Source organism: Carboxydocella sp. JDF658 (genome assembly GCF_002049395.1).
In the GTDB taxonomy this organism is placed as follows: domain Bacteria; phylum Bacillota.
Map to the genome: position 1 here is coordinate 16186 of NZ_BDLR01000017.1, position 12404 is coordinate 28589.

General features: G+C 52.9%; 10 protein-coding genes. 9 read left to right on the plus strand and 1 reads right to left on the minus strand.

Features of this window, described 5'->3' with window-relative positions; all coding sequences use genetic code 11:
• Window positions 1–54: 54 nt before the first annotated feature.
• On the plus strand, window positions 55–1341 hold the full coding sequence (locus tag JDF658_RS03300) for a homocysteine synthase (protein WP_078665395.1): 1287 nt from the start codon (window positions 55–57) through the stop codon (window positions 1339–1341).
• Window positions 1342–1350: 9 nt separating this feature from the next.
• Here the strand turns inward: JDF658_RS03300 and JDF658_RS03305 are convergent, their stop codons facing one another.
• Complete coding sequence (locus tag JDF658_RS03305) at window positions 1351–1794, minus strand: DMT family transporter (RefSeq protein ID WP_079906471.1); 444 nt, start codon at window positions 1792–1794, stop codon at window positions 1351–1353.
• Between the two features lie 166 nt (window positions 1795–1960).
• Between JDF658_RS03305 and JDF658_RS03310 the strand changes: the two genes are divergently transcribed.
• The 8 genes from JDF658_RS03310 to iorA all read left to right on the plus strand — a co-directional run.
• Entirely contained in the window at window positions 1961–4357 is a 2397-nt protein-coding gene (locus JDF658_RS03310) for a diguanylate cyclase (protein WP_079906472.1), read from the plus strand.
• Window positions 4308–4517, plus strand: a complete 210-nt coding sequence (locus tag JDF658_RS03315; RefSeq protein ID WP_078665392.1) for a cation transporter — start codon at window positions 4308–4310, stop codon at window positions 4515–4517. Before JDF658_RS03310 ends, JDF658_RS03315 begins: the two co-directional genes overlap by 50 nt.
• Window positions 4518–4591: 74 nt before the next feature.
• A complete protein-coding gene (locus JDF658_RS03320) occupies window positions 4592–6178 on the plus strand; it encodes an AarF/ABC1/UbiB kinase family protein (RefSeq protein WP_079906473.1) in 1587 nt (528 codons plus the stop codon).
• An 88-nt stretch (window positions 6179–6266) separates the two neighbouring features.
• Complete coding sequence (locus JDF658_RS03325; RefSeq protein WP_079906477.1) at window positions 6267–6752, plus strand: Lrp/AsnC family transcriptional regulator; 486 nt, start codon at window positions 6267–6269, stop codon at window positions 6750–6752.
• Window positions 6749–7915 (plus strand): aminotransferase class I/II-fold pyridoxal phosphate-dependent enzyme, encoded by a 1167-nt coding sequence (locus JDF658_RS03330; RefSeq protein ID WP_079906474.1) that lies wholly within the window; start codon window positions 6749–6751, stop codon window positions 7913–7915. The genes JDF658_RS03325 and JDF658_RS03330 overlap by 4 nt, the downstream gene beginning before the upstream one ends.
• Window positions 7916–7969: 54 nt before the next feature.
• On the plus strand, window positions 7970–9490 hold the full coding sequence (locus JDF658_RS03335) for a sodium:solute symporter (RefSeq protein WP_200805632.1): 1521 nt from the start codon (window positions 7970–7972) through the stop codon (window positions 9488–9490).
• On the plus strand, window positions 9480–10811 hold the full coding sequence (locus JDF658_RS03340; protein ID WP_079906475.1) for a phenylacetate--CoA ligase family protein: 1332 nt from the start codon (window positions 9480–9482) through the stop codon (window positions 10809–10811). Before JDF658_RS03335 ends, JDF658_RS03340 begins: the two co-directional genes overlap by 11 nt.
• Window positions 10786–12404, plus strand: a 1619-nt coding sequence (iorA, locus tag JDF658_RS03345; RefSeq protein WP_079906476.1) for an indolepyruvate ferredoxin oxidoreductase subunit alpha, incomplete at its 3' end; no start/stop codon positions are given. The genes JDF658_RS03340 and iorA, both read left to right, overlap by 26 nt.

A 12404-nucleotide genomic window follows, 5' to 3' on the forward strand; every position in this document is an offset into this window, starting at 1 on the left:
TATGCCAGGCGCCTCTCGGGCGCTTTTAATTTTTTCAAGAAAGGGGAAAGGATAATGAACAAAAAACCAGGCTTTGATACGATTGCACTTCATGGCGGGCAACAACCTGATCCTGCTACTGGAGCCAGGGCTGTGCCCATTTATCAGACTACATCCTATTGCTTCCGTGATTCCCAGCATGCGGCCGACCTGTTTGCCCTGAAGGAAGCGGGCAATATTTATACCCGGATTATGAATCCCACTACTGATGTGTTTGAACAGCGGATGGCCCAGCTGGAAGGAGGAGTAGGGGCACTGGCTGTTTCCTCCGGTCAGGCGGCTATCACTTTCTCCATCCTTAACCTGGCCCAGGCCGGTGATGAAATCGTAGCTTCCAGCAGTCTTTATGGCGGGACCTATAACCTGTTTGCCCACACCCTCCCTAAACTGGGGATCAAGGTGATTTTCGTCGACTCCCGGGATCCGGAAAATTACCGACAGGCTATTACCCCTAAGACCAAAGCCCTTTATGGAGAACTGATCGGGAACCCGCGCCTGGATGTGCTGGATATAGAAAGGGTGGCGGAAATCGCTCATGAAAACGGGATTCCCCTGATTGTGGACAACACCCTGGGGACGCCTTACCTCTGCCGGCCCATAGAACATGGAGCGGATATAGTGGTCCATTCGGCCACCAAGTTTATCGGAGGCCATGGGACTTCTATTGGCGGGGTCATTATTGACGGGGGCAAATTTGACTGGTCGGCCAGTGGTAAATTCCCCGGTCTGACTGAACCCGACCCCAGCTACCACGGGATGAAATACCATGAAGCCCTGGGACCGCTGGCTTATATCGTTAAGGCCAGAGTGCAGTTATTGCGGGATCTGGGTTCCTGCTTGAGTCCCTTCAACAGCTTCCTTTTCCTGCAGGGTCTGGAAACCCTGTCCCTGCGCATGGAGCGGCATAGCAGCAATGCCCTGCAAGTAGCCCGCTGGTTGGAACAGCATCCCCTGGTAGAATGGGTTAACTATCCTGGTTTGGCAAGCAGCCCGGAATACGCCAGGGCACAAAAATACCTGCCCCGGGGCCAGGGAGCTATCCTGACCTTTGGCATTAAGGGCGGTCTGGAGGCAGGCCGGAAATTTATCGATAGCCTTGAATTATTCTCCCATCTGGCCAATGTAGGGGATGCCAAATCCCTGGTCATTCATCCGGCCTCTACCACCCACCAGCAATTAACTCCGGAACAGCAATTGACAACCGGGGTAACGGAAGAAATGATCCGTCTCTCCATTGGTTTGGAAGATGTCAATGACCTGATCGCTGACCTGGATCAGGCCCTGCAAAAAGCCCAGGCCTAAGGCCTGGACTTATTTTTGCAGTAATAGACGGGCACCGATAACCAGGAGCAAGAGACCGGCCAGGTGGGTCCATTGGGGCTGTTTGGGCGTAAGACCAGCCAGGCCCAGATAATCCAGCAAGGCGGCGGTGCTGACCTGGCCGACGATAATTGCTGTAGTGGCGGAAATGGCCCCCAGGCGGCTAATGCCCAGCACGACGGTAGCAATAATGGCTACATTGATAAAACCCCCCAGATAGGCATACCAGGGGACTGTACTGATTTTCCCCCAGGTTGGAAAACCGGTACCGGTAAAAATCAGCACCGCCCCCACTCCCGCCAGTCCCAGCAAATGTACCAGCAGGGTGGCAGGCCAGAGGCCGAGGTTTTTGTTGAGCAGGGTGTTAAGTACCCCTTGTACAGCCATCAGGGACCCGGCTGCCACCGGAATCAACAGTGCAGTCCAATTGCTCATTATCTCCCCTCCCGTGTCGAAAAAGATAATTACATTTATTATTCTGGCTATTAATGTAATGTTTTATGTAAAAAGAGGATTTTTTTGCAGCAGGGAGAATACAAATAAATTATTAGATAGCAGGCAGAATAACTCGGGCTCATAGCGGAGAAAGGGGCTTGGGGAGATGAAACTGAATCTGAGGACCAGGTTAACGCTGATTCTAGCGGTGCTTGTCTTCTTTTCCTGTGGTCTGACGGGCTGGCTGGCGGTCTATCGGGCTAAATCAGTGATTGAAGACGAAATGCTGGACCAGGTTAAACGGATATCCTTGCATTTGGACAAAAAAATAGAAGGGGATTTTGAAATGATCATGGCCCGCCTGGGAGTAATTAATGCTGCCGAAGGGACCAAGTGGCAGGAACTCAAGGCGGAATTGCAACGGCTGGTCACTGCTGAGCTGGTAGGCAGCGCAGATGAGATGGGAGCAGCCTACCATGTGGAAGGTCGGGACTGGCTGGTGGCGGTAAAGGAACCGCCGGGCGGAGAACTGTTTTTGCGCCAGTTATTGCGCAGGGTACATCAGCTGGAAAACAAAAACATCTGGGAAGAACACCTTTTTACTGAAAATGGTGTACAGATGATTGTGCGTCCCCTGATCCGTAATGACCAGATAATTGGTCATGTCTTTGTCTGGCGAACTATTGAACCCATTGAAAATCTGGTCGATAAACTGAAAACCGAAATTTTACTGGTTTTTATTTTAACCTTTGTTATGGGCCTGGCGGGGGTTTTCTGGTTATCCCGGGCCCTGCTGACAGATGTAGACAAAATCAAGGAAGGGATTCAGAGGTTGAAATTTGATTTGCATTCTCCTCTGCCCAAAGTAGGAAGTGAGCTGGAGGAGATTGCGGCTGCTATTGAAACCCTGTCGGTTTCCTTCCTGAACTTGCAGGAAGCCAGCAAGGGGCTGGTGGCTTCCCGCTATCTGGACGAAACCCTGCAACGAGGCCTGGAAATGATAGAAAGAGTATTCGGGGCCAAATATGCCGCTATTTTCCTGTATGATGAAAAGGCTGATGAGCTGAGCATTAAAGCATCCATTGGCTTAAGCCGGGAATATGTCAAAACCGTAAGGATGAAAAAAGGGGAAGGTTATAGCGGCAGGGTCATGTTGACCGATTTGCCATCTGCAACCGATGATTTGCGCAGGGATGAACGCACTGTCTGGGTGCAGATGGTACGCTTTGAAGGGATCGTTTCCCTGCTGGTGGTACCTTTAAGGGGCAAGGGGGGGCTGCTGGGAACCATTGAGGTCTATACCAAACATAAACACACTTTTACCCCCAGTGAGATCAGTCTGCTTTCATCTCTGGCTCACCAGATCGGGTTATCGGTGGAAAATGCCATGCTCTTTGAGGAAATGCAAACCAGAGCAATTACCGACCGTTTAACTGGTTTATATAACCAGAAGCAATTTTATGAACTACTGCAATCAGAGATTGCGGCTGCGCAGTTATATAAAAAGCCTCTTTCCTTGTTGATGCTGGATGTCGACTTTTTCAAGCAGTACAATGATACCTTTGGCCATCCGGCCGGGGACCGTCTGTTAAAGGAATTTGCCCGTATTCTGGTGGAGAATGTGCGACCTGATGATATTGTCGCCCGTTACGGGGGTGAGGAATTTGCCATTATCCTGCGGGAGACTTCCCTGGAACAGGCTCTGGACATTGCGGAACGCATACGCCAGAAAGTGGCTGATTCCAGGTTTGAAGGCCGGCTCCAGCAACCCAGTGGACGGATAACCTGTTCCATCGGGATTGCCCAGTATCCCGTTCATGCCAAAACCCTGGAAGACCTGGTCAAACGGGCAGATGAAGCTCTGTACCGGGCCAAGTACAATGGCCGTAACCGGGTGGCTTACCACCTGACCTTTATGGATGCTCTGCTGGAGTCTCTGCCGGCGGAAGAGAAAAACAAGCTGGAACGGCTAAAGACTATGATTACAGTCATCAATGCCCGGGACCGCTATACTTTCGGGCATAGCGAACGGGTGATGATGCTGGCCTGTAAAGTAGGAGAACGAATGGGTCTGACGGCAGAACGCCTTAATCTGTTACAACTGGCAGCCTATTTCCATGATATTGGTAAAATGGAAGTAACTAAGGAGATTTTGTGCAAAGAAGGCGATTTAACAGAAGCAGAATGGGAACAGTTAAAACAACACGCTGTTGCCGGTGGGGCAGTGGTCAAGACCATACCGGTTCTGGCAGAAGCAGCCCTGATTATCCGCCATCACCATGAACGCTATGATGGTTCCGGATATCCTGACGGATTGGCGGGAGATAATATACCTCTGGAGGCCCGGATCCTGGCGGTGGTGGATGCCTGGGATGCCATGACCAGTACCCGGGTGTTCCGGGAAGCCAAAGGTCCGGAACAGGCTCTGTTGGAAATCAGGGAACAGAGCGGGAAACAGTTTGATCCCCGAATTGTAGAAATCTTTACTGCCCTGGTTGAAGGAGGTGAGCTAAATGGCCCAGGTAGTCATCAATGTCGAGGGCATGAGCTGCGGCCATTGTAAAATGGCAGTGGAAAAGGCGCTGAAGCAGGTTGGTGGGGTCACTGAGGCTGTAGTGGATCTGGCAGCCAAACAAGTGACAGTTACCTATGATGAAAATCAAACTGGTTTAGCTGCTTTGCATGCTGCCATTGAAGAGGCCGGCTATGATGTAGTCAAGTAAGTAAAAGGGCAATCCCTGAATACGGGTATTGCCCTTTTACTTTTTTGGCAGAATATAACCTGAGGTGGTAAGATTTGTACAGCAGAGTGGATCGTACCGGGGAAATAGCCTGGAAAATAGCCAATTACCTCTGGCGTTACCGGCATTTGCGGGAATTGAAGGCCATTGGCGAGGTGGTCAGGGCTTTGCTGCAGGAACTGGGTCCGACTTTTATCAAACTGGGACAGGTAGCCAGTACCCGGCCGGATCTTCTGCCGGAAGAATTGTGTCAGCAGTTGCGGGAGTTACAGGATCAGGCCGGCTTGATGAGCCCTGAAGAAGTAAAGGTTCAGGTCCAGTGCGGCTTAGGCCGCTCGGTAGAAGAGCTTTTTGCTTATTTTGACTGGCAACCTCTGGCCTCTGCTTCCATCGCCCAGGTGCATTTTGCTATTTTGCCCAGCGGGGAAAAGGTAGCTGTTAAAATCAAGCGGGCCGGGATTGAACGACAGATCAACGGGGACCTGGTTGCCCTGGAGCGGCTGCTGCCTTATCTGCAAAAAGTGAGAGTAATCCAGGAGACGCTGGATAGTGAGCAGCTTTATCAGCAATTCCGGCGCATTATCCGACGGGAACTGGATTTCTCGGCAGAAGGACTGGCGGTAGAACATTTTGCCTTTCTCTATCGGGAATGTCCCTGGCCTGTGCGCTTGCCCCGGGTTTTCTGGGAATATAGCAGTAAGGATGTACTGACTATGGAATATATCGCGGGAGAAAAACTATCTGTCCTGGCTGAGCGGGAGGAATGGGAACAAAGACGGCAGCTGGCACGGCACTGGCTGGGGGTTTTTCTTTATCCCCTGTTTAATGCCGGGGTTTTTCATGCCGATCCTCATCCCGGCAATATCCTGGTGGATGGAGAGGGCAAAATAGTTCTGCTGGATTTTGGGGCTGTAGGCCGGTTTGATCAACAGTTTCGGGAACAGGTAGCACAGCTGATGGTAGCTTTATGGCGGCAACGGACTGATGAGGTAGTGGAATTAACCCTCAAGATGGGTCAACCCCGGGGCCGGGTGGATTTTTACCGGTTATTCGAGGATCTGGCCTGCCTGCTGGAGCGAACCAGGGGCATGGGGAGAGGGAAAATCTCCTTTGGCCAGATCATTCAGGGCATGGTGGGAATTGCGGTTAATCATCAGATTCGCATGCCGCCTCCTTTTTTTCTGCTGGGCAAGGCTCTATTGCTGGCTGAGGGGCTGGCGGTTCAGCTGGATCCGGAAATCAATATCCTGGAGGTAGCGGAACCCCTGGGCCGTCAGGCTCTGGTACGGGAATGGCAGGGGTGGTGGCAGGATTTGCCCCGCTGGTGGGGAGAATGGCAGAAACTGAATCGGGACCTGCCCCGGCAGATGCACGTAATTCTGGAGCAATTGGCCAGGGGGGAAATGCGCTTTATTTTTCATCACCGTAATTTGCAGTGGTTATATGATATGCTGGAAGTCATATCCAGTCGGTTGGCTTTGAGTATGATTGTAGCGGCCATTACTGTTGGTTCGGCCCTGATTTTGCATGCCGGTTTTGGCCCCAAGGTATTTGGCTATCCTGTTCTGGGGGTATCCGGTTTTCTGGTTTCCACTTTCTTTGGCGCCTGGATGGCCATGATTTTACTGAAAAAGGTAAAATAGGGGTTGTAGAGGTACTGACCCAGCTGTTATAATATACAAAAGTAAAAATCAGCTGTTATAAAGGGGAGGGAGTGGCTTGGATAAAAACATGGAAAGGGAAATTCTTGAGCTACTGGAACAGAATAGCCGCTACACAACGGCGGAAATAGCAAGCTTGCTGGGAGAACCGGAGGAGGAGGTGGCCCAGGCTATCGCCCGACTGGTGGCGGACAGGGTAATTGTCAAATACCATACCATCATTAACTGGGAGAAATTCGGTGATGATGCTGTTTCCGCCATGATCGATGTCAAGATCACTCCCCAGCGGGATAAGGGCTATGATGCCGTAGCCCGGCGCATCTACCGCTATCCCGAGGTCAAGTCGGTTTTTCTGATGTCAGGGGCTTATGACCTGGCGGTACTGATCGAGGGACGCACTCTGAAAGAAGTGGCCCTGTTTGTGGCGGAAAAACTGGCTACTCTTGAAGATGTGCAGAGCACCACCACCCATTTTGTGTTAAAAAAGTACAAACAGGCCGGTGTAATTCTGGATGAGGATGCCGGTGATGATGAGCGGCTGGTGGTGTCACCGTGATTGAGAAGGTGGCCACTCTGGTCCGGGAGCTTCCGCCTTCCGGGATCAGGCGTTTTTTTGACCTGGTAGCAGAAACTCCAGGGGTGATTTCCCTGGGGGTAGGGGAACCGGATTTCGTCACACCCTGGGCGGGCCGGGAGGCCTGTATCTGGGGGCTGGAGAAGGGGAAAACCCACTATACCAGCAATCATGGCTTGCTGGAATTGCGGGAAGCCATTAGCAGGGATGTGGAGGCTAACCTGGGGGTGAGCTATGACCCCAGACGAGAAATTATGGTGACCGTTGGCGTATCGGAAGCCCTGGATATTGCTTTGAGGGCTCTGCTCAATCCAGGGGAAGAAGTGATTATCCCTGAGCCTTCTTATGTTTCCTATCAGCCCTGTACTTTGCTGGCCGGAGGACGGCCGGTGCCAGTAGCGACCAGCTGGGAAGATGGATTCCGCTTGACGCCGGCGGCTCTGGAACAGGCTTTGACCCCTCGCACCAAGGCGGTTTTGCTCTGTTATCCCAATAATCCGACTGGTACTACCCTGAGCCGTCAGGACCTGGAAGGGATCGCCGAAATCGCCCGGGCCCGAGATCTTATCGTTATTGCCGATGAAATTTATCATCATCTGACCTATGGGCGGCAGCATTTTAGTATCGCAGCTTTACCGGACATGAAAGAGCGTACCATTTTGCTAAATGGTTTCTCCAAAGCCTATGCTATGACGGGCTGGCGCCTGGGTTATGCCTGCGCTCATCCTGATCTGATCAGTGCGATGGTGAAAATTCACCAGTATACCATGCTCTGTGCCCCGATTACAGCGCAGCTGGCCGCACTGGAAGTGCTGAAAAGCTGCCGGGGGGAAATGGAGGCAATGGTACGGGAATATGATCGACGGCGGCGACTGGTAGTGGCTGGATTGAGGGAAGCAGGCCTGGAGTGCCATGAACCGGAAGGGGCCTTTTATGTCTTTCCTTCCATTCGCAGTACAGGACTAACTTCCGAGCAGTTTGCCACCGAGTTGCTGCGGGAGCAAAAGGTGGCGGTAGTGCCGGGGTCGGCTTTTGGGGCAGCCGGCGAAGGCTGTATCCGTATTTCCTATGCCTATTCCCTGGCCCAGTTACAGGAGGCCTTAAAGCGTATCAGGATGTTCGTGCAGTCCAGGATGGCAGGATAGTAGAGCTGAGCATGAGCAGGAAGCCAGGAAAGAGCAGAACGGAGGTATGGTAGAATGATTAAATGGGTGTTGCTGGTTCTTTTTGTTTCAATCCTGATCGGCAGTGGTTGGTGGGCGCGCAGCAAAAACAGGACACCGGGAGACTTCTTTCTGGGAGGCAGGAAGGTCGGGCCCTGGATGACTGCTTTTGCTTATGGTACCACTTACTTTTCTGCCGTTCTTTTTGTTGGTTATGCCGGTAAAGTAGGATGGGGGTTTGGTTTAAGCGCTCTCTGGGTCGCTCTCGGCAATGCCCTGCTGGGCAGCTGGCTGGCCTGGAAGGTGCTGGCCCGTCCCACCAGGCAAATGACAGAGCGCCTGGGAGTGATGACTATGCCGGAATTTTTCCGGGCCCGCTATCAGAGTCCGCTGATGAAGGTACTGGCATCCAGTTTGATTTTTGTTTTCCTAGTGCCTTATTCTGCTTCCGTTTACATGGGCTTAAGCTACCTTTTTGAACAAATCTTTGGTCTTCCCTACGCCCTGGTGGCCTGGCTGATGGCTGCCGTGACGGCAGTATTTCTTATTCTGGGCGGTTATCTGGCAGTAGCGGTTACAGATTTTATTCAGGGGATTGTCATGCTGGGGGGAGTCGGAGTGATGACCTGGTATATCCTCCATGCTCCCCAGGTAGGCGGTCTGGCTACCGGTATCAGCCGGCTGGCAGAGAAGGGGAGCCAGCTGGTCAGTTTTTTTCCCCAGGGCCCGGGTCTGGAGCAATTGCTGGCCCTGGTCTTGCTTACCAGCTTTGGTACCTGGGGGATGCCCCAGATGGTGCAAAAATTCTGTGCAATTCGCGATGAGAAAGTGGTCTACACCGCTACTCGTATCACTACCTTATTTGCCCTGTTGATTTCCGGAGCAGCTTATGGCATCGGTGCCTTCAGCCGCCTCTTTTTTGACCAGATTCCCCTGGATCCGGTCACAGGGAAACCTTCTGCCGACCTGATCATGCCCCTGATTTTAAAACAGGCCCTGCCGGAATGGGCAGCAGCGGTCATCTTGCTGCTGGTCTTATCCGCTTCCATGTCGACTCTATCTTCTCTGGTACTGGTGGCCAGTTCAGCCCTGACCATGGATGTGATCCATAGCTGGCTGGCCCCTGGTTTAACCCCCCGTCGGGTTTTGCAGCTGTTGCGTTTGTTCAGCCTGGTTTTTGTCGGCTTTTCCCTCTATATTGCCCTGCAAAAACCCGCAATTATCCTGACCCTGATGGCTTTATCCTGGGGGACGGTGGCCGGGGCTTTTCTGGGACCCTATCTCTGGGGGCTGTACAGCCGCCGGGTCAATCAAACGGGGGCTCTGGCCGGGATGGTGGCAGGAGCGGCATTCTCCATTATCTGGGCCTGGTATTTTCAGATGGATGCCAAATATATACCTCTAGGCGGGTGTCTGGCCATGTTGACCTCTATCCTGACGGTACCGGTGTTCAGTCTGGTGGGTCAACAATTACCGGCGGATCACCTGGCCCTGGTATTCGGTGAGGAAGGTGGAATCAACCAGGGAGAGGAAGGAGCAATGGTGGATGTGGGATAAGGAGGAGAGCTTGAACCGGGAAGAGCTGCAGGCAATCCAGCTGGAACGTTTACAGGCAACAGTGAAAAGAACCTATGAACGGGTACCCTATTACCGGGAACTGCTGGATGAGCAGGGAGTAACCCCGGCGGATATTCGCAGCCTGGAAGATGTGCGTTTGTTGCCTTTTACTACCAAGGATGTTTTGCGGGAGCAGTATCCCTATGGTCTGTTTGCCGTACCGCTGGAGGAAATCGTGCGTTTGCACGCCTCCTCCGGTACTACCGGCAAGCCTACTGTTGTCGGTTATACCAAACAGGATCTGAAAACCTGGGCCAATCTGATTGCCCGGATTGTAACCATGGCCGGAGTTGAGCGGCGGGATATCGCCCAGATCTGTTTTGGCTACGGCTTGTTTACCGGTGCTTTTGGATTGCATTATGGTCTGGAAGAGGTGGGGGTTACCATAGTGCCGGCTTCTACCGGCAATTCCGAGAAACAGATCATGTTGATGCAGGATTTTGGCACTACAGTGCTGGTCAGTACGCCTTCCTACGCCCTTTACCTGGCGGAAGTAGCCCGGGGGATGGGGGTTGAACCCCGTTCCCTGGGCTTAAGAATCGGCCTGTTTGGCTCCGAGCCCTGGTCGGAGGAAATCAGGCAGCAAATTGAGGCGGAATGGGGCCTGTTTGCTACTGACAATTACGGATTAAGTGAAGTGATGGGACCGGGTGTAGCGGGGGAATGCCAGGCGCGCCAGGGATTGCATATTAATGAAGACCACTTTCTGGTGGAACTGATCAATCCCGAGACCGGTGAACCGGTTGGTCCGGGTGAACAGGGGGAACTGGTGTTTACTCCGCTGACCAAAGAGGCCTTGCCTATTTTGCGCTATCGGACCCGGGACCTGGCTACCCTTGACTATGCTCCCTGTGCCTGTGGCCGTACTCTTGTGCGCATGAGCCGGGTTTGTGGCCGTTCTGATGACATGCTGGTGATTCGAGGTGTCAATGTTTTCCCCACCCAGGTGGAAAGCGTTTTGTTGACTGTACCGGCCGTAGCTCCCCATTACCAGCTGGTGGTACGGAAAAAGGGCTTTCTGGATGATCTGGAGGTTCGGGTGGAATTAAAAGAAGAATACTTTACTGATGATTATAAGAAACTGGTGGAAATCGAAGAGGAAATTCGCCACAAGTTGCAAAATGTTTTATCTATTGGCACCAAAGTCACTCTGGCAGCACCGGGAAGTATTGAGCGTTTCACCGGCAAAGCCAGAAGGGTGCTGGATTTACGGCAAGAGGGGAAGGGGAGAAAGAATGAAGGAACTGCTGACAGGCAATGAGGCCATTGCCCGGGGAGCTTATGAAGCCGGGGTTGTGGTAGCTGCCGGTTATCCGGGCACACCCAGTACAGAGATTCTGGAAAACATGACCAAATACCCGAACATCAAGGCCCAGTGGTCTCCCAATGAGAAGGTGGCCCTGGAAGTGGGGGCAGGGGCGGCTATTGCCGGGGCCCGCACGATTGTGACCATGAAACACGTTGGGGTTAATGTGGCTGCTGACCCCTTGCTGACTCTGGCTTATACCGGTGTTAATGGTGGCTTTTTGCTGGTAGCTGCTGACGACCCGGGGATGCACAGCTCCCAGAATGAGCAGGATTCCCGCTATTACGGGCGCCTGGCTAAAATTCCGGTATTAGAACCGGCAGACAGCCAGGAATGCAAGGATTTTGTCCTGCTGGGACTGGCTCTCTCCGAACAATTTGATACCCCGGTTATGCTCAGAACTCATACCCGGATTGCCCATAGCCAGACGCTGGTAGAGCTGGGAGAACCCCTGGTTACGGAAGTAAAACCCTACCAGAAAAACCCGCAGAAATATGTGATGATTCCTGCTTACGGACGGCAGCGCCATCTGGTAGTGGAAGAAAGGATGCGCCAGCTGGCTGCCTGGGCGGAAACGGCGGAGATTAACCGTCTGGAGTGGGGAGACCGGGATATGGGTATTATCACTTCCGGTATTTGTTATCAGTATGTTCGGGAAGCTTTTCCGCGGGCAACAGTGTTGAAACTGGGACTGACCAATCCCCTGCCGGTAGAAAAAATAAAGGAACTGGCCGCTGGGGTGGAACAGGTCTTCGTTGTGGAGGAACTGGATGGTTTGATTGAAGAACAGGTCAAGGCCATGGGGATTATGGTGCAGGGCAAAGAGCTCTTCCCGCCGGTGGGGGAATTGAGCGCAACCCTGGTGCGGCGGCAAATCCTGCTGGCTTGTGGGCGGCAGGAGGAGGCAGAATATTTGCCCCGGCAACCGCAAGGCCAGGAAGTGCCCAATCGGCCACCGGTATTGTGTCCTGGTTGTCCCCACCGTGCTACCTTTTTCATGCTGCGGGAATTGAAGCTGCGGGTGGCCGGGGATATCGGCTGCTATACCCTGGGAGTATTGCCGCCTCTCAATGCCATAGATACCTGTATCTGTATGGGTGCCAGTATCGGCGCGGCCCTGGGGATGGAAAAGGCCAATCCGGAAGAATTTAAAGGGCGGACGGTAGCGGTGATCGGGGATTCCACCTTCCTGCATTCCGGTATTACCGGTTTGCTGGACCTGGTTTATAATGGCGGAACCGGCACGGTGCTGATTCTGGATAACCGGACGACAGCCATGACGGGACACCAGCCTCACCCTGGCACTGGCCAGCGGCTGAGCGGGGAAGCGGCTCCCCAGGTGGACCTGGCGGCGATTGCCCGGGCCTGTGGGGTTAAAAGAATAGCTGAAGTGGATCCCTTTGAACTGAAAGCATTCCGGCAAATCCTGAAGGAAGAACTGGCTGCTGCTGAGCCTTCAGTAATAATCGTACGGCGCCCCTGTGCCCTGATCGTCAAGGAGAAAAACCCGCCTCTGGCTATTGACCCGGAAAAATGCCTTAACTGTGG